Source organism: Nonomuraea sp. B208 (genome assembly GCF_057536035.1).
Genome location: NZ_BAAJOU010000004.1, coordinates 50398 through 73262, shown reverse-complemented (window position 1 = coordinate 73262; position 22865 = coordinate 50398). Strand labels below are relative to the sequence as shown.

General features: G+C 73.0%; 25 protein-coding genes and 1 pseudogene. 14 read left to right on the top strand and 12 right to left on the bottom strand.

Annotated features, from left to right (window positions below; genetic code table 11):
- The 4 genes and pseudogenes from AC27IY_RS02870 to AC27IY_RS02855 form a co-directional block, all read left to right on the top strand.
- Nucleotides 1-665, top strand: a pseudogene (locus AC27IY_RS02870) (hypothetical protein); the annotation flags it as partial.
- Between the two features lie 89 nt (nucleotides 666-754).
- Complete coding sequence (locus AC27IY_RS02865; protein ID WP_487177035.1) at nucleotides 755-2257, top strand: AMP-binding protein; 1503 nt, start codon at nucleotides 755-757, stop codon at nucleotides 2255-2257.
- A gap of 187 nt (nucleotides 2258-2444) precedes the next feature.
- Nucleotides 2445-3749: an FAD-dependent oxidoreductase gene (locus tag AC27IY_RS02860; protein WP_487177034.1), complete on the top strand. Its 1305-nt coding sequence runs from the start codon at nucleotides 2445-2447 to the stop codon at nucleotides 3747-3749.
- On the top strand, nucleotides 3733-4887 hold the full coding sequence (locus AC27IY_RS02855) for a DUF6986 family protein (protein ID WP_487177033.1): 1155 nt from the start codon (nucleotides 3733-3735) through the stop codon (nucleotides 4885-4887). Before AC27IY_RS02860 ends, AC27IY_RS02855 begins: the two co-directional genes overlap by 17 nt.
- Before the next feature lie 253 nt (nucleotides 4888-5140).
- Here AC27IY_RS02855 and AC27IY_RS02850 read toward each other — a convergent pair whose 3' ends face one another.
- The 5 genes from AC27IY_RS02850 to AC27IY_RS02830 all read right to left on the bottom strand — a co-directional run bounded on the left by AC27IY_RS02850 (nucleotide 5141) and on the right by AC27IY_RS02830 (nucleotide 9900).
- Nucleotides 5141-5821: a copper homeostasis protein CutC gene (locus AC27IY_RS02850; RefSeq protein ID WP_364450529.1), complete on the bottom strand. Its 681-nt coding sequence runs from the start codon at nucleotides 5819-5821 to the stop codon at nucleotides 5141-5143.
- Nucleotides 5822-5933: 112 nt separating this feature from the next.
- Nucleotides 5934-6539 carry a GNAT family N-acetyltransferase gene (locus AC27IY_RS02845; protein WP_487177032.1) on the bottom strand — a complete coding sequence of 202 codons (606 nt, stop codon included), beginning with the start codon at nucleotides 6537-6539 and terminating at the stop codon, nucleotides 5934-5936.
- Nucleotides 6540-6747: 208 nt separating this feature from the next.
- Nucleotides 6748-7470 carry a GntR family transcriptional regulator gene (locus AC27IY_RS02840; RefSeq protein WP_449945370.1) on the bottom strand — a complete coding sequence of 241 codons (723 nt, stop codon included), beginning with the start codon at nucleotides 7468-7470 and terminating at the stop codon, nucleotides 6748-6750.
- 871 nt (nucleotides 7471-8341) lie between these two features.
- Nucleotides 8342-8737 carry a Zn-ribbon domain-containing OB-fold protein gene (locus AC27IY_RS02835; protein ID WP_487177031.1) on the bottom strand — a complete coding sequence of 132 codons (396 nt, stop codon included), beginning with the start codon at nucleotides 8735-8737 and terminating at the stop codon, nucleotides 8342-8344.
- Nucleotides 8737-9900 (bottom strand): thiolase C-terminal domain-containing protein, encoded by a 1164-nt coding sequence (locus AC27IY_RS02830; protein WP_487177030.1) that lies wholly within the window; start codon nucleotides 9898-9900, stop codon nucleotides 8737-8739. Before AC27IY_RS02830 ends, AC27IY_RS02835 begins: the two co-directional genes overlap by 1 nt.
- A 243-nt stretch (nucleotides 9901-10143) precedes the next feature.
- On the opposite strand from AC27IY_RS02830, the gene AC27IY_RS02825 reads away from it, so the two are divergent.
- From AC27IY_RS02825 to AC27IY_RS02805, 5 genes are read left to right on the top strand one after another with little or no spacing between them, the layout of a single operon-like run.
- Nucleotides 10144-10650, top strand: a complete 507-nt coding sequence (locus AC27IY_RS02825) for a flavin reductase family protein (protein WP_487177029.1) — start codon at nucleotides 10144-10146, stop codon at nucleotides 10648-10650.
- Nucleotides 10647-11795, top strand: coding sequence for an acyl-CoA dehydrogenase family protein (locus tag AC27IY_RS02820; RefSeq protein ID WP_487177028.1), 1149 nt, complete (start codon nucleotides 10647-10649; stop codon nucleotides 11793-11795). The genes AC27IY_RS02825 and AC27IY_RS02820 overlap by 4 nt, the downstream gene beginning before the upstream one ends.
- 13 nt (nucleotides 11796-11808) lie before the next feature.
- On the top strand, nucleotides 11809-12582 hold the full coding sequence (locus AC27IY_RS02815) for an SDR family oxidoreductase (protein ID WP_364450511.1): 774 nt from the start codon (nucleotides 11809-11811) through the stop codon (nucleotides 12580-12582).
- A 45-nt stretch (nucleotides 12583-12627) separates the two neighbouring features.
- Nucleotides 12628-13935: a DUF2252 domain-containing protein gene (locus AC27IY_RS02810; protein WP_487177027.1), complete on the top strand. Its 1308-nt coding sequence runs from the start codon at nucleotides 12628-12630 to the stop codon at nucleotides 13933-13935.
- 31 nt (nucleotides 13936-13966) lie between these two features.
- Complete coding sequence (locus AC27IY_RS02805; protein WP_344205102.1) at nucleotides 13967-14713, top strand: SDR family oxidoreductase; 747 nt, start codon at nucleotides 13967-13969, stop codon at nucleotides 14711-14713.
- 26 nt (nucleotides 14714-14739) lie between these two features.
- Here AC27IY_RS02805 and AC27IY_RS02800 read toward each other — a convergent pair whose 3' ends face one another.
- From AC27IY_RS02800 to AC27IY_RS02790, 3 genes are all read right to left on the bottom strand, one after another.
- Complete coding sequence (locus AC27IY_RS02800) at nucleotides 14740-15540, bottom strand: ATP-grasp domain-containing protein (RefSeq protein ID WP_487177026.1); 801 nt, start codon at nucleotides 15538-15540, stop codon at nucleotides 14740-14742.
- Nucleotides 15541-15610: 70 nt separating this feature from the next.
- Nucleotides 15611-15856 (bottom strand): hypothetical protein, encoded by a 246-nt coding sequence (locus AC27IY_RS02795; protein ID WP_371252481.1) that lies wholly within the window; start codon nucleotides 15854-15856, stop codon nucleotides 15611-15613.
- A 58-nt stretch (nucleotides 15857-15914) separates the two neighbouring features.
- Nucleotides 15915-16202 (bottom strand): hypothetical protein, encoded by a 288-nt coding sequence (locus tag AC27IY_RS02790; protein WP_423445389.1) that lies wholly within the window; start codon nucleotides 16200-16202, stop codon nucleotides 15915-15917.
- Between the two features lie 151 nt (nucleotides 16203-16353).
- On the opposite strand from AC27IY_RS02790, the gene AC27IY_RS02785 reads away from it, so the two are divergent.
- Nucleotides 16354-17016, top strand: a complete 663-nt coding sequence (locus AC27IY_RS02785; RefSeq protein ID WP_487177025.1) for an NIPSNAP family protein — start codon at nucleotides 16354-16356, stop codon at nucleotides 17014-17016.
- Here AC27IY_RS02785 and AC27IY_RS02780 read toward each other — a convergent pair whose 3' ends face one another.
- The gene (locus AC27IY_RS02780; RefSeq protein WP_423445393.1) at nucleotides 17017-17340 is read right to left on the bottom strand and encodes a hypothetical protein; all 324 of its coding nucleotides are present in this window, start codon (nucleotides 17338-17340) and stop codon (nucleotides 17017-17019) included.
- Entirely contained in the window at nucleotides 17337-18089 is a 753-nt protein-coding gene (locus AC27IY_RS02775; RefSeq protein ID WP_487177024.1) for an SDR family oxidoreductase, read from the bottom strand. Before AC27IY_RS02775 ends, AC27IY_RS02780 begins: the two co-directional genes overlap by 4 nt.
- Nucleotides 18090-18143: 54 nt before the next feature.
- Between AC27IY_RS02775 and AC27IY_RS02770 the strand changes: the two genes are divergently transcribed.
- Genes AC27IY_RS02770 through AC27IY_RS02755 form a run of 4 tightly spaced genes read left to right on the top strand, consistent with a single transcriptional unit; the run spans nucleotide 18144 to nucleotide 21446 of the window.
- Nucleotides 18144-18872: an enoyl-CoA hydratase family protein gene (locus tag AC27IY_RS02770; RefSeq protein ID WP_487177023.1), complete on the top strand. Its 729-nt coding sequence runs from the start codon at nucleotides 18144-18146 to the stop codon at nucleotides 18870-18872.
- A 59-nt stretch (nucleotides 18873-18931) separates the two neighbouring features.
- Nucleotides 18932-19699, top strand: a complete 768-nt coding sequence (locus AC27IY_RS02765) for a CoA transferase subunit A (protein WP_329592613.1) — start codon at nucleotides 18932-18934, stop codon at nucleotides 19697-19699.
- The gene (locus tag AC27IY_RS02760) at nucleotides 19699-20421 is read left to right on the top strand and encodes a CoA-transferase subunit beta (protein WP_487177022.1); all 723 of its coding nucleotides are present in this window, start codon (nucleotides 19699-19701) and stop codon (nucleotides 20419-20421) included. Before AC27IY_RS02765 ends, AC27IY_RS02760 begins: the two co-directional genes overlap by 1 nt.
- A complete protein-coding gene (locus AC27IY_RS02755) occupies nucleotides 20418-21446 on the top strand; it encodes an NAD(P)H-dependent flavin oxidoreductase (RefSeq protein WP_487177021.1) in 1029 nt (342 codons plus the stop codon). The genes AC27IY_RS02760 and AC27IY_RS02755 overlap by 4 nt, the downstream gene beginning before the upstream one ends.
- Here AC27IY_RS02755 and AC27IY_RS02750 read toward each other — a convergent pair.
- Together AC27IY_RS02750 and AC27IY_RS02745 are read right to left on the bottom strand one after the other, a co-directional pair.
- Nucleotides 21400-22104 carry a DNA alkylation repair protein gene (locus AC27IY_RS02750; protein WP_344205117.1) on the bottom strand — a complete coding sequence of 235 codons (705 nt, stop codon included), beginning with the start codon at nucleotides 22102-22104 and terminating at the stop codon, nucleotides 21400-21402. The genes AC27IY_RS02755 and AC27IY_RS02750 overlap by 47 nt on opposite strands.
- Entirely contained in the window at nucleotides 22101-22769 is a 669-nt protein-coding gene (locus AC27IY_RS02745; RefSeq protein WP_344205119.1) for a TetR/AcrR family transcriptional regulator, read from the bottom strand. Before AC27IY_RS02745 ends, AC27IY_RS02750 begins: the two co-directional genes overlap by 4 nt.
- Nucleotides 22770-22865 lie beyond the last annotated feature (96 nt).

Here is a 22865-nt window from a genome sequence, read left to right as displayed (position 1 = left end):
TCGGGCTCGCCCACATCGTCCTGACCGGCGAGATCGCCTCCAGGAGCACGCTGGGGCACCTCGCCGGCGAGTTCGGCGCCCGGGTCACCGAGGTGTACGCGAGCCCGTTCGGCGGCACCGCGCTGGCCTGGCGGGCCGCCGAGGAGGACCCGCTCACGCCGCTCGCGGACGACCTGCTGGGCCTGGCCGCCCTGGCCAAGGACGCCCCCGCCGACCCCGGCGCCCCCGTGGCCGAGCTGGTCGTCACCCCACGCGGGCACGCCACGCTCGGCGACGCGACGCTGAGGACCGGCCACGTCGTACGCGGCGAGGGCCTGCCCGCCCCCGCCCACACCGTGGGCGAGCACGTGCTGGTCAGAGGCGTGTGGCTGGCGCTGCCCCGCCTGGAGAAGGCGCTCGCGAAGATCGACGGCGTGGCCGGCTGGGACCTGACGATCAGCCGTCCCGGCACGCTGGACTCCGCCGTGCTCACCGTGACGTTCGGCCGCGAGAGCCTCGTCGGCAACCCCATGTGGCGTTCGCGGATCCAGGAGGCCGTGCGGGCGCTGACGCCGGTCTCGATCAGTGTGGAGATCGCCCCGGAGGCGGCCGAGGGGCCGCGGCCGGGCACGGTGACCGACCTGCGCGGCCACCATCTGGGCAGGGACCGGGCGCTCGTCACCTAGGGGTGGGCATGGCACCGATGAGCGGGGCACCGATGGGCGGGGCACCGATGGGCGGGGCACCGATGCCGGACTGGGGAACGCTCCCCCGCATGCTGCGCGACCAGGCCGAACGGCACCCTGGCGACACGGTCGTGGCCGGGCGCGGCGGGCACGGCACGCTCGCCGGGCTGCGCGGGGCCGCCTCGGCGGTCGCCCGCGGCCTCATGGCGCTCGGCGTCGAGCCCGGCGACCGGGTGGCGCTGTGGGGGGTGAACTCGGCGTACTGGGTGGAGCACGTGCTCGGCGTCTGGGACGCGGGCGCGGTCGTCGTGCCGCTGTCGCCGCGCTTCAAGGGCATCGAGGCCGCCGAGGTCGTCACGAGGACCGGCGCGAAGGTGCTGATCACGGGTGACGGCCCTGCGGGCGCCGGGCTCGCCGGGCTGCTCCCGCCGCTGCCCGGCCTGCGGCACACGGTCGTCCCACCGGCCGCGGAGCTGCGCGCGCTCGGGGAGCGGGTGCCCGTACGCGAGGCCGAGGAGCGGGCGCTCGCCGTCCGGCCCGGCGACCTGTGCGAGATCATGTCCACCTCCGGCACCACGGGCACGCCCAAGGGCGTCATGCTGGACCACTCCCAGGTCCTGCGCGGCTACTGGGACTGGTCGGAGATCGTCACCCTCGACGAGCACGACCGCTATCCGGTGATCGCCCCGTTCAGCCACGGGTTCGGGCTGAACGCCGGGCTCGTGGCCTGCGTGCTGCGCCGGGCCACGATGCTGCCGATCCCGGCCTTCAGCCCGGACGCGCTCATGTCGCTGATCTCCCGCGAGCGGGTCACCGTGCTCGCCGGGCCGCCCACGCTCTTCCACCGCATCCTGGACGAGCTGGAACGCGGCTCCTGGGACGTCTCCTCGCTGCGCGTGGCCATCTGCGGCGCCGCCGCCGTGCCCGCGTCCCTGATCACCCGGCTGGTCGAGCGGGTCGGGCTGGAACGGATGATCAACGCGTACGGGCTGATGGAGGGCACGGTCGTCTCCATGACCCGGGCCGGCGACCCGATCGAGGTCGTCGCGGAGACCACCGGCAGGCCCGTGCCCGGCATCGAGGTCAGGATCGTGGACGGCGACGGCAAGGAGGTCGCGCCCGGCGAGCGCGGCGAGATCCTGCAGCGCGGCTACGGCGTCATGCGCGGCTACTGGGACGACCCCGAGCGGACCGCCGAGGCCGTGGACGCCGACGGCTGGCTGCACACCGGCGACATCGGCGTGCTGGACGAGCGGGGCAACCTCGCCGTCGTGGACCGCCTGAAGGAGCTCTACATCGTCAACGGCTTCAACGTCTCGCCCGCCGAGGTCGAGTCGCTGCTGCTGCGCGAGGGGTCGCCGGCGCAGGTCGCCGTGGTCGGGGTGCCGGACGCGTCGGCGGGCGAGGCCGGGGTGGCGTTCGTGGTGCCCAGGCCGGGCGCGCGGGTGGTCCCCGAGGAGCTGATCGCGTGGGCGCGGGCCAACATGTCCGACTACAAGGTCCCGAAGCGGGTGGTGGTCGTGGACGCCCTGCCGGCGAACGTCAACGGCAAGATCGACAAGCGGGCGCTGCGGGAGCGGGCGTCCGGATAGCCGCGCGGGGTGTTTCTCCGCCCGGCGGCGGGCGTGAGCGGTTACGTTGGCAGGAGCACGGATCAAGCTGTTCTCGCCGAAATGGGGTTCGCCCGCGCCGGCGATCGGGGATACATCGATCACACCGGCCGGTTACGTCTAATGGGGCCTGGTGAGGGCCCCGGGCGGCCGGCTCTGAGGAGGCAGCGTGGCGTTGCGTGTGGCGGTCATCGGATCGGGACCCGCCGGCATCTACACGGCCGAGGCGCTGGTCAAGCAGTCGGCCGGCGCGGCGCGGGTGGAGGTGCTCGAACGCCTGCCCACCCCGTACGGGCTGGTGAGATACGGGGTCGCTCCCGACCACACCTCGATCAAGTCGATCGCGAACTACCTGAAGCGGGTGCTGGAGCTGCCCGAGGTGCGCTTCCTCGGCGGCGTCACGCTGGGCGAGCACCTGTCGGTCGCCGACCTGCTGCAGCACTACGACGCCGTGGTCTACTGCACGGGCGCGATGGTGGACCGGCGGCTCGGCATCCCCGGCGAGGACCTGCCGGGCAGCGTGGCCGCCACCGACTTCGTCAACTGGTACTGCGGCCATCCCGACGTGGACCCCTCGCGCTTCACGCTCGACAGCCCCGAGGTCGCGGTGATCGGCGTCGGGAACGTGGCCGTCGACGTCGTACGCATCCTCGCCAAGACCGCCGACGAGCTGAGCCGCACCGACGTGCCCCACGACGTGCTCCAGCGGCTGTCCGAGAGCCAGGTCAAGGCCATCCACATGATCGGCAGGCGCGGGCCCGAGCACGCCAAGTTCACCCTCAAGGAGCTGCGCGAGCTGGGCGAGCTGGACAACGCCGACGTCGTCGTGCGGCCCGACGAGGCCCAGGTGCTCGGCTCGGGCTTCTCCCGTCAGGTGCAGGGCAACGTGGACGTCATCAGGTCGTGGGCGGCCCGCGAGCCGGTCGGCCGGGCCCGCCGCCTCGACGTGCGCTTCTGGCTGCGGCCGGTGGAGATCCTCGGCGCCGAGCGGGTCGAGGGGCTGCGCCTGGAGCGCACCCGGCTGTCGCCGGAGGGGCGCGTGGTCGGCACGGGCGAGTTCGAGACGCTGCCGGTGGGCATGGTGCTGCGGTCGGTGGGCTACCAGAGCGTGCCGCTGCCGGGGGTGCCGTTCTCCGAGGACACCATGACCGTGCCCAACCAGGCGGGGCGGGTGCGCGAGCGCGAATACGTCGCGGGCTGGCTCAAACGCGGCCCCACCGGCGTCATCGGCACGAACAAGTCCGACGCCGCCGAGACCGTACGCACCCTGCTGGCCGACCTGGAGGGCCGCGAACGGGTGCCCGCGACGGCCACGATCGACGCGCTGCTGGCCCAGCGGGGCGTGCGGCCGATCACGTACGACGAGTGGCAGGCGATCGAGGCGGCCGAGACCGAGCTGGCCAAGTCGCTCGGCCGCGGCGACCGGGTCAAGCTCGTCGGGCTGGAGGCCATGCTCCGTGCCTGCCGTCCCTGACCCGCCGGTCCCGGCGGGGTTCGCCGCGACCTACCGCGCCCAGCGGGCCCGCTTCCCCGGCCTCTCCGGCCGGCAGCCGGTCCACACCGTGTACGTGCCCGCCGACCGGTTCTCGGCCGCGACCGTGGACGCGTGGCGGGACGAGGCCCTGGGGCTGGTCCACGCCCATCTGGCCGGGCCGGGCGAGCTGGCCGAGGTGTTCGACGTCCCGCACGCCATGGCCGCGGCCGTGCACGCCAAGCTGCTGGTCAAGCTCGGCCGTGAGCCCGTCGAGGACCTGCGGATCGACTTCGAGGACGGCTACGGCGTCCGGCCGGACGCGGTCGAGGACGGGCACGTCGAGCAGGCGGCCGAGGCCGTGGCCGCGCTGCACGCCGCGGGCGCGCTGCCGCGCCGCTGGGGGCCGCGGGTGAAGTCGTTCGCCGACGGCGACCCCGAGCGCTCGATCAGGACGCTCACCGGGCTCGTGCGCGGGGTGACGAAGCGGACCGGCGAGCTGCCGGGCGGGTTCACGGTGACGTTCCCCAAGGTGCTCATGGAGGACTACCTGCGGCAGTTCGCGGAGGTGCTGGCCTGCCTGGAGGCCGGGCTGGGGACGCGGCTGCGGTTCGAGATGCAGGTGGAGGCGCCGCAGACGCTGCCGTTCCTGCGGGCCGAGCTGGCCGAGGCGCTGGACGGGCGGCTCGCGGCGGCGCACTTCGGGGTGTTCGACTACACGGCCGCGCTCGGGCTGCCGCCGCACGAGCAGCGGCTCGACCATCCGGCCTGCGACCACGCCCGGCACGTCATGCAGACGGCGTTCGCGGGGACGGGGGTTGAGCTCTCCGACGGCTCGCTCGCCGCCTCGCCCGCCTCCGGGCGCACCGGGGACGTGCACGCGCTGTGGCGGCGGCACGCCGAGCTCGTACGGCACTCGCTGCGGCACGGCTTCCACCAGGGCTGGGACATGCACCCGTCGCATCTGGTCAGCCGCTTCGCCACCGTGTACGCCTTCCACCTCGCCGACTACGACGCCTATCGGGAGCGGGTGCGGGCGTGGGAGGAGCGGCGGGAGGCCGGGGGCGGGGTCATGGACGAGCCCGCCACGATCCGCACCCTCGCCGCGGCACTGCGCAGGGCCGACGCCGCACTGCCCTGACGACGGCACACTGGGCGCTCCGGGCCCCCTCGCCGCACCGCCCTGACGACGGCATCGCGGGCGGTCCTGGCCCCTCGCCGCACTGCCCTCGTGGCGGCACGGCGGGCGCTCCGGCCTCCCCCCGCTGAGGGGCACCAAGGGGGCGCGGGCGGGCCGATCGGGCCGCAGGCGGCGAACCAGGGCCGTACAGGCGGTCTTCCGCGGGTCCGGGGGGCGGCGTCAGTGGCGCGGCGGCCAGAGCGCGCCGGCGGTGTCAGTCGCGTTCGACCAGAGAGCGCCAGCGGCGGACCAGGCGCCACTCCACCGGGTCGGACCAGCTCGCCCGGGCCGCCGAGCCGATGTGGAAGGCGCGGATGCCCTGGTCGAGGAGCATCGGCACGTGGGGCGGGCGCAGGCCGCCGCCGGCCAGGATGATCGAGCCGTCGCCCGCCTCCGCGCGCGAGCGCAGCACCCCCAGGCCGTCGCCGACCCCGGTGGGGGCGCCCGAGGTGAGCACGGTCGCCAGGTTGGGCAGCAGCCGCACCGCGCGCCAGGCCGCGTGGACGTCGGCCGCGTGGTCCACGGCGCGGTGGAACGTCCACGGCAGGGGGGAGACGGCGTGGATCAGGGCCTCGGTGGCGGCCAGGTCGACCGCTCCCGCGCCGTCGAGGAAGCCGAACACGAACCCGGCGGCCCCGGCCTGGGCCAGCGCCTTGGCGTCGCGGGCCAGCCGGTCGAGCGTCTCCGGGCCGGCGGTGAAGGTGGCGTCGCAGCGGAGCATCACCATCTGCGGGAGCGGGCACTCGGCCGCGATCGCGGCGACCGTCTCCGGTGAGGGGGTCAGCCCGTCGGCCGCCATGTCGGCGACGACCTCCAGCCGGTCGGCTCCGCCCTGTTCGGCGGCCACGGCGTCGCGTACGTCGAGCGCGATCACCTCGAGCAGGGATCCGGTCATGGTGCAGAGGTTATATGGCGCTCTGTACCGTTGCGCCCCAAACTGGCCTCCCACCTGCGCAGAACCCCGGGGTGGCCCGGCCTCCACGAGGGGAGGCCGGGCGGCCGGGCGGTCAGGCGGCGGTGATCAGCTCGGCGAGGGTCAGGTCGCGGAAGGCCATCGTGACGAGATCCTCCGACCGGCGCTGGAAGAGGGCGCCGCTGGCGCGGTGCGGCAGGTCCACCGTGCGGACGTGCTGGAAGCCGCGGCTGCGGTAGTAGTGCTGCAGACGCGGGTTGGCCTTGGCGCAGTCGAGCCGCACGTACGGCAGCCCGGCCGCGAAGGCGGCGGCCCCGGCCCAGTCCAGGAGGGCGTCGCCGAGGCCGCTGCCGGACCACGGCCGGGCCACGGCCAGCTTGTGGACGTACAGCGCCGCCCCGGGTTCGTCGGCGGGTGTCCAGAACTCCGGGTCGGCGTGCCCGTCGAGGGCTATGGTGGCCACAGGAGGCGCCGCGAGGTCCGGGGCGAGATAGCGCAGTTCGTCGTCGAGCAGGTAGAGCACGCGCTCCTCGATCAGCGGCATGATCCGCTCAGGCCCGAAGCCCTGGCGGGGCCACTGCCGCACCCCCTGCCGGTGCAGCCATTCCGAGGTGTCGGCGAACAGCCGCAGAACGCCGGGAAGGTCGCCGGGCTCGGCACGGCGGAGGGCGAGCGGGTGAAGCAGCGTGTTGGTGTGCATAGTAAAACTCCCGTTGCATTGGGCGTTCACGCGCACGCGCACAGTGATGACGCGTTGTCGCGTAAGGGTGATTTGGTGCCTTAAGCCGATATATCCGATATATGGGACTTAAGGCGATTTGAGGGAGTATGCACGACTCCCCCAGGCCAGCGAGGCGGCTAATTCTCGCTGCACCCGGCCGGCGGGATCACCCCTTCTTACGAGCTCTCTAGCGGCTATCGAGCTCGTATCTGATCAAATGTTTGTCGGCTGGCAACACCGACACGGCGACACGCACAGGCATGTCGGCCCCGTCGTACCCCACTCGGACGTAGACCATTACTGGTGTGCCGAGTTCTAGCTGGAGGCGTTCGGCCTCCTCCTGGTTGGGCATGCGCGCCCAGATGTCGTCGACGACGCGCACCTGGGCATGACCCAGCTCCTCCAGCACCCGGTTCGCCCCTCGGGCGATGTCGCCGGGCCTGGCGATCTCGGAGTCGGCCACGAGATCACGCGGGAAGTAGGAGTCGTTGGTGTTGTACGGCTGTCCGTCCACGAACCTCAGACGGCGTCTCACCACGGCCAACTCCCCGTCGGCCAACTCCAGCCTGCTGGCGATCTCCTCGACGGGAGACACCGTCAGCACCTCGATGTACTGGCTCGGCTCGCGGCCCTCCTGCGCCACGGCGTAGGCGAATGCCTCGCGCAGTTCACCGCGCGAGCGCGGCTCAAGCTCGCGCTGGGGATAGATGAGCAGCGGCCGCCGGTCCCTGACCACGGTTCCGCGTCGCGGCGTGCGCGTGACGAGCCCCTCGTTGACGAGCTCTCCGAGGGCCAGTCTGACGGTGTTCCTGCTCACCCCATGGTCTTCCATGAGTTGTGCCTCGGTCGGAAGCTGCGCCCCGGGGCCGAGGACACCCGAGTAGATGGCTCGACGCAACTCCGCAGCCACCTGCTGATACAGCACCGACCTTGCCACTTTCACCCCTTTTGTTCCAACAATTTAGACGATCTGGTTCTAGCAGGCCACAACCCCTTGACCGAACCCCCTCGATCGGCCCATCATCCATTCGTTGGTACAAATCCATCTAAAGGCCGGTGAGGGGGTGAAGGCCAATGCCGCCGGTCAGCACGGGTGAGTCGTACCTGCCCTGGAAAGACCTTGGCGAAGCAACACGTTTACTGCGTTACGCGTTGCCGCGCCAGGGTTTCACCCACACCTACCAGAGCAACCGGCATGGCGCGTCCGTGCACTCGGCGTCCACTGAGCTGACCGCGGAGCGCGAAGACGGATCCTTAGTCGCAGTTGAGGAGGGTGGCGCCCCCGTCACGCGCTCCATCGATGACCCGGTCGGTGCAGCTCGACGCATCGCCGCACGTTGCCGGCAGCAGGAGCCTTCACACTCCCCCATCGACTCCGCGAGCGATCTCGCGGCCTAGGACTCCATCCCTCGCCGGAGTCCTGGCGCCGCCGCTCACGGGGCAGGAAGCGCGTCCTGGCGGGTCCCCCACGCCCGCCAGGGCGCGCTTTCCTCTTGAGGGGGACCGTCATGTGGAACGCAACAACCTCTCGACCCACCGCCGCCCAAGGCGGCGGCCGTGCCCGGGGGCACAGCCGGACGGCCGGTCCGACAGCAGGCGCGAGGGCGGCCTGTGGCCGCCCCGCCGCCGAGCCGGTTCCGCTCACGTGCGCCGTCCCGTCCGTATCGTCCGCGCTGACGTCTACAGACTCATCATCGACCTTCTCGCGCGGGCCGTGGGGCGGCTTCCGCCTTGTGGGACTGGTGGGATCGGTGGGGACGAAACCCAACCGAACGGGTTCCTTATCCGGCCGGCTCCCAGTCCACGAGCGTCAGGTCCGCGTCCACGCGCCTGAACACCCCGCGCACCCGCTCCCCGCCCCGGGGCTCCCGCCCGCCCCGCCAGTTCCCGTGCACCAGGCAGCCGGGCACCGCCGCGAGGCCCACCATGACGACCACGTACGGCGTCGCGAGCCCCGGCACGAACGGCTGACGGCTGACGATCCAGCTCTCCACCCGGCCCTCGGGCGGCACCGCCCGCCACCGCCACTCCTCGCTCCGGCAGGCGGGGCAGAACGCCCGCGCGGGGAAGCGGTCCGCGCCGCAGCCCGCGCACCGCTGGACCGCGAACTCGCCCCGGGCCACCCGCTCCCACCACTCGCGCGAGTCCCGGTCCGGCTCGGGCCGGTGGACGGTCATCACGCCCTCCTGAGGATCAGCGCCGACGTGGCCGGGAGGATGTATCCCGGTTGCGCCGTGGACAGCGCCACCTCCGCGCCCGGCACCTGCCGGTCCCCCGCCTCCCCCCGGAGCTGGGACACCGCCTCGGCGATGTGGTTGACGCCATGCACGTAGCCCTCGGACAGGAAGCCGCCGTGCGTGTTGACCGGCAGGGGGCCGTCGAGCGCGGTGGCCCCGGAGGCGACGTACGGGCCGCCCTCCCCCTTGGGACAGAACCCGTAGTCCTCCAGCTGGACGATCACCGAGTACGTGAAGCAGTCGTAGATCTCGGCCACGTCCACGTCCTCGGGCCCGAGGCCGGCCTGGGCGTACAGGCGCGGGGCCAGCCCGGCGGCGGCCGTGACCGTCGGGTCGCCTCCCGACAGGTGGGACTGGCCGCCGCCCCAGACCGCCGCGGAGATCAGCACCGGCGGGCGGCGCAGCTCGCGGGCGCGTTCGGCGGTGGTGACCACCACGGCGCAGGCGCCGTCGGTCTCCAGGCAGCAGTCCAGCAGCCGGAACGGCTCGGCGATCCACCGGCTGGTGAGGTAGTCGTCCAGGGTGATGGGCGTGCGCATGAGGGCGCGGGGGTTCTTGGCGGCGTTGGCGCGCTGGGTGACCGCGAGCGTCCCGAAGTGCTCGGCGGTGGTGCCGTACCTGAGCATGTGGGCGCGGGCGTACATGGCGTACTGCTGGGGCGGGGCGACGTAGCCGTACGGGGCCTGGTACTGCACCTCGGGGCTGACCGGCAGGGCGCGTCCGGTGCCGCCCATGCGGAACTCGGAGCGGGCGTTGATCGCCCGGTAGCAGACGACGGTCTCGGCCGTCCCTGCCGCGACCGCCAGCGCGGCCTGGCCGACGACGGCGTGCGAGACGCTGCCCCCGCCGAACTGGTCGAGGTGCCAGGACAGGTCGGTGAGGCCGAGCGCGGGGGCGACAAGGGTCGGCGGGGCCGAGTCGCCGACGCGGTGGGTGGCGAGGCCGTCCACGTCGTCCGCGGTGAGCCCGGCGTCGGCCAGGGCGGCCAGCACCGCGCGGCAGGCCAGGGTCAGCGTGCTGACCCCGGAGTTCTTGGTGAAGGGGGTGTATCCGACGCCGGCGATCGCCGTCGCGTTCCGGAATTCAAGCAAGCGCTTGGCCACAACCAGCACGGTAGGCCGGACGTTTCACGCATGTCAACGCGGGCTCCCGCGCGTCCGGCCGGGCAACTTGACACCTTTTCCGGCTTCCCCCTACCGTCCAAGCAAGCGCTTGGTATAGTAGGGCGCAGCCGGTGGACTAGGAGGCGGACCCCCATGAGCACACACGCTGCCCGGCTCGTCGCGCCGGAGAGCTGTCGCGGCCTTCCGGCGCCACCTCAGCGCAGGATTCGCAACGGAGCCACCATGCCGACGGGACCGACCCCCGCGAACGGCCACCTCGACAGCCGCCGCTTCCGGCAGGTCCTCGGCCGCTTCGCCACCGGCGTGGTGGCGATCACCGCGCTCGACCCCCGCGACGGAAAGCCCTGCGGCCTGGCCGCCAACTCCTTCACGTCGGTCTCGCTCGACCCGCCGCTCGTCGCCTTCTGCGTGGCCCACACCAGCACGAGCTGGCCACGGGTGCGCGGCGCCCGCGTCGTCACCGTGAACGTCCTCGCCGAGCACCAGCGGGAGGTGTGCGCGCAGCTGGCGTCGCGGGGCGGCGACAAGTTCGCCGGGCTGGAGTGGACCGGCTCACCCGGCGGCAACCCGGTGCTGGAGGGCGCACTCGCCTGGCTCGACTGCGTGGTCGAGGCCGAGCACCCGGCCGGTGACCACGCCATCGTGGTGGCCAGGGTGCTGCAACTCGACACGCACGCCGACGGCGGCCCGCTGGTGTTCTTCCAGGGCGGCTACGGCGGCTTCCGTTGATCCCTGGGGAGACCCCCGGCTTCCGCGAGCAGGCGCGGGCCTGGCTGGAGGAGGCGCTCCGCGGCGAGTTCGCCGCGGCCCGCGGCCTCGGCGGCCCCGGCCGCGAGCACGAGGGCCACGACCTGCGCCTGGCGTGGGAGCGGCACCTCGGCGCGCACGGCTGGACCTGCCTCGGCTGGCCCGGACGGTACGGCGGCCGCGCCGCCTCGCTCGCCGACCAGATGGCCTTCCACGAGGAGTACGCGCGGGCCGACGCCCCCGCCAGGGTCGGCCACATCGGCGAGACCCTGGTCGGCCCCACCGTCCTGGAGTTCGGCAGCGAGGAGCAGAAGGAGCGCTTCCTGCCCCCGATCCGCCGGGGCGAGGAGCTGTGGTGCCAGGGCTACTCCGAGCCGGACGCCGGCTCCGACCTCGCCGCCGTCCGGACCAGCGCCCGGCTGGAGGGCGGCGAATGGGTGGTCACCGGGCAGAAGGTGTGGACGTCGCTCGCGCACGTCGCCGACTGGTGCTTCGTCCTGTGCCGCACCGAGCCGGGGTCGCGGCGGCATCACGGGCTGTCGTACCTGCTGGTCCCGATGCGCGGGCCGGGCGTCACGGTCCGGCCGATCACCCAGCTCACCGGGACGTCGGAGTTCAACGAGGTGTTCTTCGACGGCGCGCGCACCGCGGCGGGCAACGTGCTGGGCGCGCCCGGCGACGGCTGGCGGGTCGCGATGGCCACCCTGCGGCACGAGCGCGGCGCGTCCACGCTCGGCCAGCAGCTCGGCTTCCGCCGCGAGCTGGCCGCGGTCGTCGAGACCGCCCGCCGCACGGGCGCCGCCGACGACCCGGTCCTGCGCGACCGGCTGGTACGGGCCTGGCTGGAGCTGGAGGTCATGCGGCTCAACGCGCTGCGCATGCTGGGCCCTGACCAGGGGCCCGAGGCGTCGATCGCCAAGCTGTACTGGTCGGAGTGGCACCGGCGGCTCGGCGAGCTGGCCCAGGCCGTCCAGGGGAAGGCGGGACTGGTGAAGGCCGGGCCGGTGGGCGAGCTGAACGAGCTCCAGCGGCTCTACCTGTTCAGCCGGGCCGACACGATCTACGCCGGCTCCAGCGAGATCCAGCGCAACATCATCGCCGAGCGCACCCTGGGGCTCCCCCGCTGATTGGAGAGAACCGATGCTCCCGCCGCCCCCCAAGGCACACGGACTGCTCGACGGCAAGGTGACGCTGGTGACGGCCGCCGCGGGCGCGGGCATCGGCTACGCGACCGCGCGCCGCTGCGCCGAGGAGGGCGCCACGATCGTCCTGTCCGACCGGCACGAGCGCCGCCTCGCCGCCGCCGCCGACGCGCTGACCGACCTCACCGGCGTCAGGCCGCTCGCCGTGCCGTGCGACGTGACGTCCGAGCCGCAGGTGCTGGCGCTGTTCGACGCGGTGGCCGAGGCGCACGGCCGGCTCGACGTGGTGGTCAACAACGCCGGGCTCGGCGGCACGGCGGAGCTGGCCGGGATGACCGACGAGCAGTGGCACGCGGTCCTCGACGTCACACTCAACGGCACCATGCGCTGCACCAGGGCCGCCCTGCGGCAGATGTACGCCCAGGGCTCGGGCGTCATCGTCAACAACGCCTCCGTGGTCGGCTGGCGGGCGCAGCGCGGCCAGGCGCACTACGCCGCGGCCAAGGCCGGGGTGATGGCGCTCACCCGGTGCGTGGCGCTGGAGGCGGCCGAGCACGGGGTGCGGGTCAACGCCGTGGCGCCGTCGCTGGCGGTGCACCCGTTCCTGGCCAAGGTCACCGGCGAGGAGCTGCTGGCGGAGCTGGCGGCGCGGGAGGCGTTCGGGCGGTCGGCGGAGCCGTGGGAGGTGGCCAACGTGATCGTCTTCCTGGCCAGCGACTACTCCTCGTACATGACGGGCGAGGTCGTGTCGGTGTCGTCGCAGCATCCCTGAGCCCGGGGTAGGCGGCAAGGGGCTCGCGGGGTTACCGTCCGTGGCATGGGCTCACGCACCACCTTCCTGCTCGACGTCCTCATGACCGAGTTCGGCGACTCGATCGCCCGCGATCCGGCCGCCTTCCGCCGCAAGTTCCGCAAGATGGCGGCCTCGCCGTTCGCCTTCTACCGGGGCAGCGCGTGCCTGTTCTACGCGGACATGACCGGCCCGTACGCCGACGACGCCTATCTCGACGAGCCGACCGGCCGCGTCTGGATCCACGGCGACCTGCACGCCGAGAACTTCGGCACGTACATGAACGCCTCCGGCGAGCTGGTGTTCAACGTCAACGACTTCGACGAGGCGTACGTGGGGCCGTACGTCTGGGACCTCAAGCGCTTCGCGGCCAGCGTGGCGCTGCTCGGCTACGCCAAGGCGCTGTCGGACGAGGCGATCGGCGGGCTGGTGGCCGACTTCGCGGGCGCGTACGTGGAGGAGCTGACCGCCATCGCGGCGGGCGGCGACGACGCGATCGGCTCGCTCACCCTGGGCACCACCACGGGCGTGCTGCACCGGGTGCTCCAGACCGCCCGGCTCAGCACGCGGGTGGCGCTGCTGGACGTGGAGACCGTGATCGACGACTACGACCGCCGCTTCGCGCTCATGGACGGGCGCGAGCCGGTGGACGGGGACACGCGGGAGGCGGTGCTGGCCGCGTTCGCCGGTTACCTGACGACGCTGCCCGGTCACGACGGATCGGCCGAGCGGGCGGTCGAGCACGTGGTCAAGGACGTGGCGTTGCGCAAGGGCGTGGGCATCGGGTCGGCGGGGCTGCCGTCGTACAACCTGCTGCTGGAGGGGCGCTCGCAGGCGCTGGAGAACGACGTGATCCTCTACATGAAGCAGGCGGCGGCGCCGGCGGTGGCCCGGCACGTCGCCGACGAGAAGGTGGCGTCGTACTTCCTGCACCAGGGGCACCGCACGGCCGAGTCGCAGCGGGCGCTGCAGGCGTACGCCGATCCGTGGCTCGGCTACACCACGCTGTACGGGATCGGGCAGCTCGTCGCCGAGGTGTCGCCGTACTCGGCGGACCTGGACTGGGACGACGTCAACGAGCCGGGCGAGCTGCGCTCGATCATGCGCGACCTCGGGCGCGCGGTGGCGCGCATGCACTCGGTGGCCGACGACGAGTCCAGCCACGACCTGGTCGACTTCTCGACGGAGGAGGCGATCGTGGCGGTGATCGGCGAGGACAGGGCGGGGTTCACGGCGATGCTCGTGGAGTTCGCCCACCGGTACGGCGCCCAGGCCCGGGGCGACCACCAGCGGTTCGTGGACGTGTTCCGCAACGGCCTCCTGCCCGGGATGTGAACCGACCGGCCGGTATGGCATGCTCCGGAACATGACTCTGTTCTCGGTGGAAGGCAAGACGGTCGTGGTGACCGGCGGCTCGCGGGGCATCGGCCGGATGATCGCGGCGGGTTTCGTGGCGGCGGGCGCGAACGTCTACATCTCGGCGCGCAAGACGGCCGAGGTCGAGAAGACGGCCGCCGAACTGGGCTGCCGGGCCGTGCCCGCCGACCTGTCCACGGCCGAGGGGCGCGAGAGCCTCGCCGCGGCCGTGGACGGGCCGCTGCACGTGCTGATCAACAACGCGGGCGCGACCTGGGGCGCGCCGCTGGAGGAATATCCCGAGTCCGCCTTCGACAAGCTCTGGAACATCAACGTCAAGGGCGTGTTCGCGCTGACCCAGCGGTTCCTGCCGCAGCTCAGGCAGGCCGCAGGGCCTGACGACCCGGCCCGGGTGATCAACGTGGGCTCGGTGGACGGCATCCGGGTGCCGGTGCTGCCGACGTACGCCTACTCCTCCACCAAGTCGGCGGTGCACATGCTCACCCGGCATCTGGCCCGGCACCTGGCGAAGGAGCACATCACGGTCAACGCCATCGCGCCGGGGCCGTTCGAGTCGAAGATGATGGCCTTCGCCCTCGACGACCCCGGGACCCGGGAGTCCATCGAGACCAGCGTGCCGCTCGGGCGCATCGGCCGGCCCGACGACATGGCGGGCACGGCGATCTTCCTGGCCTCGCGGGCGGGGGCGTACCTGACGGGGACGGTCATCCCGGTGGACGGCGGGATCACCGCCTGACTGCACCGCCTGAATACACCGCCTGACTACAGCAGCTCGACCAGGGCCTTGGCGAACGCCTGCGGAGCGCCGGGGTCGTGGCGCAGGAACAGGTAGGGCTCGGTCAGCTCCAGCTCGATGACCGCGGGCTCGCCACCGGGCAGCCGGACCAGGTCCACGCGGGCGTACAGCAGCGGGCCCTGCACCGTGGCGAGCACCCGCTCGGCCAGCTCGACCTGGTCGGCCGCGGGCGTGCGGGCCTCGGCCGGCGAGGCGTCGGCGGCGCCGCCCGCCAGCATCGGGTTGCGGCGCACGGCGTGGCTGAGGCGGCGGTTGAAGTAGAGCAGCGAGGTCTCGCCCTCGGTCTCCACCATGTCGAGGTAGGGCTGCACCATCGGGGTGCGCCCGGCGGCCTCCAGCGCGGCGGCCAGGGCGACGGCCTCGCCGCGGTCGCGGGTGCGTACGGTGTCGCGGGCGCCCGCCGAGATCGCGGGCTTGACGACGTACTCGGGCCAGTGCGGCAGGTCCTCGGACGACCAGTGCGTGGGCACCGACGGCAGGTCGCGCAGGTAGGTCTTGTCGGTGTTGACGGCGATCACGGCGGCCGGGTTGAGCAGCCGGCTGACCGACTCCACGTGGCGGGCCCAGGCCAGGAACTCCGCGCGCCGGGGCACGTAGTCCCACACCGAGCGGACGACGACCGCGTCGTAGGCGCTCCAGTCGGCGGCGGGGTCGTCCCAGCGCTCGGCGCGGCCCTCAATGCCGGCCGCGCGCCAGGCCGCGAGGACCAGGTCGAGCTCGTCGTCGCTGTCCAGGCCGTCAAAAGTGGCATACGCGCAGATAGTCACCCAGAGATGCTAATACGGCACGAGCCAGGCCGTTTCCGGCCTGGCTCGTGCGTGACGGGGTGAGCGCCGGCTACCAGTCGACGACGTCGTCGACGTAGGCGCCGCTGCGGTGGGCCGTCGTCACGGCGTTGCCGTTGACGGCGTTGACGCTGGTGGCGCTCGCGCCGGCGACGTTGCGGTTGCCCACGTTGCCGAAGTTGTTGCCGGACTGGGAGGCGTTGGTGTTCCTGCTGGCGTTGCCGGCGTTGGTGTCGGCGTGGGCGGGGGCCGACAGGAAGGCGGCACCCGCCGCGGCCGCCACGAGGACACCGGTCACGCAGAGCTTCTTCATCGGGTGGAGGTCCTTTCGATCGCTGGAACCGGGCGCGGGCCGGTCAGTCGAAGATGTAGGTCACGACGATGCCGCCGTGTGCGGCCGTCGAGGCGATGCCGTTGACGTTGTTGACGTTCGTCGAGGCACCCTGGCCGCGGTTGGCCGTGGCGACGTCGCCGAAGGTGTTGCCGGACTGGGAGGAGTCACTGTTGGCGCTGCTGTTCCTGGCCCAGGACCAGCCGCCGGGCCAGACGTCGGCGTGCGCGGGGACAGCCGCGGTGAGAGCAAGGAAAGCGCCGCCGGCGACCGCTGTCACCACTGCCGCGGCGGCGCACCATCTTCGGATCAACTCGGCTCCTTCGCCGTTGGGGGAAGCGTTCTCCTGGCGACCCTATAACTCACAGTTGCCGAAGAGTAGCTGAAAGTAGTCAGAATTTTGTTCGGGGCGGCCGAGTCACTGACATGGGGCTGTCAGTGACCCGGCCCTACCGTCGCCTGCCATGACGATCTACGAACTGCGGCGCTACACCCTGCGCCCCGGGCGGCGCGACGCCCTCATCGAGCTGTTCGAGCGGGAGTTCGTCGAGCCGCAGGAGGCCGCCGGCATGCGCGTGTCCGGCACCTTCCGCGACCCGGACGCGCCCGACACCTTCACCTGGCTGCGCGGCTTTCCCGACATGGCGGCGAGGAAGGCGGCGCTGGAGACCTTCTACTCGGGGCCGGTGTGGCTCGCCCACCGGGAGGAGGCCAACGCCACGATGCTCGACTCCGACGACGTGCTGCTGCTGCGGGCGCTCACCGAGCCCGCCCCGGGGCCACGGCCGCCGGTGGGGGCCGTCGCGCCGCCTCCGGCCGCGTACGTCGCCACGATCTACCCCGTGGACGGTGACCTCGCCGCGCATTTCGCCACCGTGGTCGCGCCCGCGCTGACGGAGGCCGGGGCGCCGCCGGTCGCGTCGTTCGTCACCGAGCACGCCGAGAACACCTTCCCCCGGCTGCCGGTGCGGAGCGGGGAGAACGTCCTGGTGTGGTTCGCCCGGTGGGAGCGGGACGCGGACGTGCCGGACCTCGCGGCCGTGGACCTGCCGCTGGTGGAGTCGCGGCTGACGGCGGCGCCCCAGCGGCTCCGGCTGCGCCCCACGGCACGCTCCGCCATGCGCTGATCATCCCCGCGGGGACCGCTCACGCCGGCGTGCGCGGCGCAGCAGCCCCCAGACGACGGCGGGTTGCGCGAGGCCCGTGAGGAGCAGGGTCGCCCACGCCAGGTACGGGACCAGCCACCACAGCTCGTCGGGCACCGCGCCGAAGGTCGCCAGCTCACTCCAGAGGACGCTCAGGGGAAGGCTGACCAGCGCCAGCGGCCACAGCACGACGCTGTCCTTGCCCATGAGCAGGCCGGCGAGGGAGACCGCCCCGGCCGCCACGATGACGGCCGCGTAGACCTTGACGGCGATTTCAGCGGCGCGGAAACGCGGGTGTTGCATCATGAGCGCTCCCTCTCGGCTCCGTTCTCCGCGAGGTTACGCCAGAGGGGGATCTCGCCGCCGCCGTCCACCCGCACCTCGGCGCCCGTCACGTAGCCGGGGGCGGCGAGCCACAGGCACGCCTCCGCCACGTCGGCGGGCATGGCGAGGCGGCCGGCCGGGATCGCCGACCCCAGACCCTGGTCACCGCCCTGGTCGCCGTAGTGGCCGGTGGCGGCGGCCTCGGTCGCGGCCAGGCCCACCACGACCGTGTTGACCCGCACTTCCGGCGCCCATTCGGCGGCCAGGCAGCGGGCCAGGTGGTGCAGGCCCGCCTTGGCGGCGCCGTAGGCGGAGGTGCCGGGCGAGGGGCGGGTGCCGCTCGCGCTGCCGATCATCACCACGGCCCCGCGCGTGGCCGCCAGCAGGGGCCGGGCGTACTGCGCGACCAGCAGCGGGGCCGTCAGGTTGAGCTCGATGACCCGGGCGTGCAGGCGCGGCGAGGTGCCCGCGAGCGGCGCGTACGGCGACCCGCCCGCGTTGTTGACCACCACGTCGAGCCGCCCGAACCCGGCCATCAGCCGCTCGACGTCCTCCGGCGCGCGCACGTCGGCGGGGACGAACCGGAACTCCGCCCGCTCGGGCGGGTGGCGGGCGCACACGGTGACGTCGGCGCCGGCCCGCGCGAAGGCCCGGGCGACGCCGAGGCCGATGCCCTTGGTGCCGCCGGTCACCAGGACGGACCTGCCGGAGTAGTCGAAAGTGACGGTCACGGGTGCTACCGTACCAAGCAAGCGTTAGGTGCAACCAGGAGGTGGGGCGGCGGGATGGGGATCACGTTGCGGGCCGGGCCGGTCGCCGAGGTCGTCATGGACGTCCCCCCGGTGAACGCGCTGACCGTACGGGCCTGGGAGGAGCTGGCCACGACCCTGCGGGCGGCCGGGGACGACCCCGCGACCCGGGTGGTCGTGCTGCGGGCCGAGGGACGCGGCTTCAACGCCGGGGTGGACATCAAAGAGCTGCGGGACTCCCCCGGCCACGAGGCGCTGGTCGCCGTCAACCGGGCCTGCTACGCCGCCTTCGCCGCCGTCTACGAGTGCGCGGTCCCGGTGATCGCCGCCGTTCACGGGCACTGCCTGGGCGGCGGGGTCGGCCTGGCCGGCAACGCCGACGTCGTGGTGGCCGCCGAGGACGCCTACTTCGGGCTGCCCGAGGTGGACAGGGGCGCGCTCGGCGCGGCCACCCACCTCGCCCGGCTGGTGCCGCAGCACCTGATGCGGGCCATGGTCTACACGTGCAGGAACGTCACGGCGGCCGAGCTGCACGCGTTCGGCTCGGTGCTGGAGGTCGCGCCGCGCGACAAGCTGCGCGAGGCGGCGCTGGAGGTGGCGGGGCAGATCGCGGACAAGGACCCGTACGTCGTCCGTCGCGCCAAGGAGTCGCTCAACGGCATCGACCCGGTGGACGTCCGGCGCAGCTACCGCTTCGAGCAGGGGTTCACCTTCGAGCTCAACCTGATGGGCGCGGGCGAGCGGCACAGGGAGCGGTTCCGGTGACCCGCCCGAAGGCGACCGGGGCGAAAGGGACCGGGACGAAGGGGACCAGGACGAAGGTGATGACCGCCGAGCAGGTCGCGGCCGGGCTGGAGAGCGGCATGACCGTCGGCATCGGCGGCTGGGGGTCGCGGCGCAAGCCGATGGCCCTGGTGGCGGCCGTGCTCCGCTCCCCCGTCCGTGACCTGACCGTCGTCTCGTACGGCGGGCCGGACGTCGGCATGCTGTGCGCGGCCGGGAAGGTGCGCCGGGTGGTGGCCCCGTTCGTCACGCTCGACTCCATTCCCCTGGAGCCGCACTTCCGCCGCGCCCGGCAGGCCGGGGAGATCGAGTTCACCGAGTACGACGAGGGCATGTTCATGTTCGGCCTGCTGGCGGCGGCGCACCGGCTGCCGTTCCTGCCGACGCGGGCGGGTCTCGGCTCGGACGTGCTGCGGGTCAACCCCGAGCTGCGGACGGTGTACTCGCCGTACGGGGACGGGGAGGAGCTGGTCGCGGTGCCCGCGCTCACCCTGGACGTGGCGCTGGTGCACCTCAACCGGGCCGACGCCCGGGGCAACGCCCAGTATCTCGGGCCCGACCCGTACTTCGACGACCTCTACGCCAAGGCCGCGGCCCGCTGCTACGTCTCCTGCGAGCGCCTGGTCGACACCGCCGACCTGCTGAAGGAGGGGCCGGTGCAGTCGCTGCTGATCAGCAGGTCCATGGTGACCGGCGTGGTGGAGGCGCCCGGCGGGGCCGGGTTCACCGCGTGCGAGCCGGACTACGGGCGCGACGAGGAGCGGCAGCGGCGCTACGTGGAGACGGCGCTACATGGGGACAGGGCGTGATGGCGAGCAGGGCTGACGTGTGCGTGCTGGCCTGCGCGGAGGCGTTCCGCGGCGACGGCGAGATCCTCGCGGCCGGGATCGGCGGGGCGGTCACGGTGCTGGCGGCGCGGCTGGCGCGGCTGACGTTCGAGCCCGACCTGCTCACCCACGACGGCGTCTGCCTGCTCACCGGTGACGTGCCCGCCCTGGGGCGGCCTCCGGAGGTCGTGGAGGGGTGGCTGCCGTTCCGCGACCACCTGTGGCTGGTGCTGAACGGCCGCCGGCACGTCATGCTCGGCGCGAGCCAGATCGACCGGCACGGCAACACCAACATCTCCTGCATCGGCGACTGGGCCCGGCCGAAGGCGCAGCTCCTGGGCGTGCGCGGCGCGCCCGGCAACACCCGGTGCGACCCGACGAGCTACTGGATCCCCCGGCACACGCCGCGCGTGTTCGTGCCGCGGGTGGACGTGGTGAGCGGGCTCGGCACCGACCGGGGCGCGTACGACCTGCGCCGCGTGGTGACGAACCTCGCCGTGCTCGACTTCGCCACCCCGGACGGGTCGATGCGGCTGGCGTCGTTGCACCCGGGGGTGAGCGTGGCCGACGTGGTGGCCGCGACCGGCTTCGAGCTGACCGTGCCCGCCGAGGTGCCGGTGACGCGGGAGCCGACCGCCGCGGAGCTGGACGTGCTCGACCGGCTCGACCCCGGCCGGGCCCGCGAGGGCGAGGTCGCGGCGTGAGGACCGCGCTGACCGCCCTGGTGGGCTGCCGGCATCCGATCGTGCAGACCGGCATGGGGTACGTCGCGGGCGCCCGGCTCGCGGCGGCCGCCTCGCGGGCCGGCGCGCTGGGCGTCATCGGCGCGGCCACCCTGTCGGTCGAGGAGATGACCGCGGCCATCCGCCGCGTCAAGGAGCGTACGGACCAGCCGTTCGGCGTCAACCTGCGCTCCGACGCCGACGACGCGGCCGAGCGGGTCGAGGTGCTGGTGCGCGAGGGCGTGCGGGTGGCCTCCTTTGCGCAGGCGCCCCGGCGGGACCTGATCGCCCGGCTCAAGGACGCGGGCGTGGTCACGATCCCGTCGGTGGGCGCGCGCCGGCACGCCGAGAAGGTGGCCGCGTGGGGCGTGGACGCCGTCATCGTGCAGGGCGGCGAGGGCGGCGGCCACACCGGACCGCTCGCCACCACCCTGCTGCTGCCCCAGGTGGTGGACGCGGTGGGCATCCCGGTGATCGCGGCGGGCGGCTTCTTCGACGGGCGCGGCCTGGTGGCGGCGCTGGCGTACGGGGCCTGCGGCGTCGCCATGGGCACCCGTTTCCTGCTGACCGCCGACTCGCCGGTGCCCGACGAGGTGAAGAAGGTCTATCTGGCCGCCCGCGAGACCGTGGTGACCACCAAGGTGGACGGGGTGCCGCACCGGGTGCTCGCCACGCCGTTCGTGGCCGGGCTGGAACGCCTGCGCCTGGCCCGCGCGGTCCTGAACGGGGCCCGGTTCAAGCGGCTGTCGGGCCTGTCCTGGGCGGCGATGCTGCGCGAGGGCCGCCGGATGCGCCGCGGCAGGGAGCTGACCTGGGCGCAGGTGCTGCAGGCGGCCAACACGCCGATGTTGCTGCGCGCGGCCATGGTGGAGGGCAGGGCGGACCTCGGGGTGATGGCGTCGGGGCAGGTCGTGGGCGTCATCGACGACCTGCCGACGTGTCAGGAGCTGGTGGAGCGGATCATGGCCGAGGCGGCGGAGGCGCTAGGCCGTCTGGGACGTTCTTGAGCGCCTCGCGGCGGCTCAGGCCCGACAGGCCCTTGGCGCGGACGTAGCGGACGACCTCGGCCGGGTTGGTCTTGGCGTATTCGCGTAACGCCCAGCCGATCGCCTTGCGGGCGAAGAAGTCGTTGTCCGACAGGCTGGGCTCGATGCAGGCGTACAGCAGGGCGGTGTCGGTGCGGGCCCTGAAGCGGTTCTGGCAGAGGATCGCGGTGCGGCGCTTCCACAGGTCGGCGTCGTGCGCCCACTCCAGCATGAGGGGGCGCATCGAGTCGGGGTAGGCGGCGAGCAGGGCGCCGACGCGGTGGGTGGCCAGCTCGTCCACGAGGTCCCACCAGGCGCCGGTGACGATCATCTCCTCGTACATCGGGACGGTGTAGAGGGTCTGGAAGCGCCGGTAGTAGTGGTGGCCGGACAGGTCGACGGCGGCGTAGCGCTCCTCGCGGTATTCCGCCTCGCGCCACAGCGCGAGCACCGCGCGCCGCCACTCGGGGGCGCTGTCGATGCGGTGCTCGGCGAAGACGCGCCGGAGCGTGGCCCGCCGCGGCACCGCCTGCACGCCGAGGAACGGCATGGGCGACTTCATGTAGGCCCGCATCGTCTCCGCCTTGTCCGGCTCGGCCGCCTCCTGGAGGGCCAGCCGGACCGCTTTGCCGAGGCTCATCCCTGGGGCTGGGTCGTCCGCTCGCCGGTGGCGAGGCCGTCGAACAACACCGTGATGTAGTGCTCGGCCAGGCCGTTGGTGTTGAGCCTGCCTCCCGGGCGGAACCAGCGGACGGCCACCCAGATGGTGTCGCGGATCATCCGGTAGGTGAGCTTGGGGTCGACGTCGGCGCGGAACTGCCCGGCGGCCTGGCCGGCCTTGATCTGGGTGACCCAGATCTGCTCGACCTCGTCCTCGGCCTTGACGAGGTAGTTGAAGCGCTCGAACTGGCGCAGGTAGTTCCAGTCGTTCTGCATGACGGTGATGGCGGCCCGGTGGGGCTCCAGGGTGCCGAAGCCGATGCGGACCATCTCCGACAGCACCGTGCGCGGGTCGGCGGTGGTGTCGACGGCGGCGCGGTAGCGGGCGATGAGGTCGTCGAGGAAGGTGGAGAGCACCTCGTCGACGATCGTCTCCTTGGAGTCGAAGTGGTGGTAGAGACTTCCGGAGAGGATGCCGGCCTCGTCGGCGATCTCGCGTACGGTCGTGGCCTGGAAGCCCTTGCGCGCGAAGAGCTCCGCGGCGAGTTTGACGAGGTGGTCGCGGCGCTCGGAGGCCGAGCCTGATGCGGCCCGCTGGCGCTTCGCCGATGTGGTGGTGGTGCCGGAGTTCTTTCGCGTGGTCACGTCACCATTATGAGCCCTCGCACAATCGCTTGTTCACACTACGAGCCCAGCTCATCCGGCATTCCGCGCTTCACCAAGCGCTTGTTAGGATGCCGG

Coding starts and splice junctions, on each gene's coding strand:
- AC27IY_RS02865 (WP_487177035.1), top strand. CDS start 755: ATGCTGCGCGACCAGGCCGAACGGCACCCTGGCGACACGGTCGTGGCC.
- AC27IY_RS02780 (WP_423445393.1), bottom strand. CDS start 17,340: ATGATGCAACACCCGCGTTTCCGCGCCGCTGAAATCGCCGTCAAGGTC.
- AC27IY_RS02835 (WP_487177031.1), bottom strand. CDS start 8,737: ATGACCGTCCACCGGCCCGAGCCGGACCGGGACTCGCGCGAGTGGTGG.
- AC27IY_RS02850 (WP_364450529.1), bottom strand. CDS start 5,821: ATGACCGGATCCCTGCTCGAGGTGATCGCGCTCGACGTACGCGACGCC.
- AC27IY_RS02770 (WP_487177023.1), top strand. CDS start 18,144: ATGGGGATCACGTTGCGGGCCGGGCCGGTCGCCGAGGTCGTCATGGAC.
- AC27IY_RS02825 (WP_487177029.1), top strand. CDS start 10,144: ATGCCGACGGGACCGACCCCCGCGAACGGCCACCTCGACAGCCGCCGC.
- AC27IY_RS02765 (WP_329592613.1), top strand. CDS start 18,932: ATGACCGCCGAGCAGGTCGCGGCCGGGCTGGAGAGCGGCATGACCGTC.
- AC27IY_RS02805 (WP_344205102.1), top strand. CDS start 13,967: ATGACTCTGTTCTCGGTGGAAGGCAAGACGGTCGTGGTGACCGGCGGC.
- AC27IY_RS02810 (WP_487177027.1), top strand. CDS start 12,628: ATGGGCTCACGCACCACCTTCCTGCTCGACGTCCTCATGACCGAGTTC.
- AC27IY_RS02785 (WP_487177025.1), top strand. CDS start 16,354: ATGACGATCTACGAACTGCGGCGCTACACCCTGCGCCCCGGGCGGCGC.
- AC27IY_RS02815 (WP_364450511.1), top strand. CDS start 11,809: ATGCTCCCGCCGCCCCCCAAGGCACACGGACTGCTCGACGGCAAGGTG.
- AC27IY_RS02750 (WP_344205117.1), bottom strand. CDS start 22,104: ATGAGCCTCGGCAAAGCGGTCCGGCTGGCCCTCCAGGAGGCGGCCGAG.
- AC27IY_RS02760 (WP_487177022.1), top strand. CDS start 19,699: ATGGCGAGCAGGGCTGACGTGTGCGTGCTGGCCTGCGCGGAGGCGTTC.
- AC27IY_RS02845 (WP_487177032.1), bottom strand. CDS start 6,539: ATGCACACCAACACGCTGCTTCACCCGCTCGCCCTCCGCCGTGCCGAG.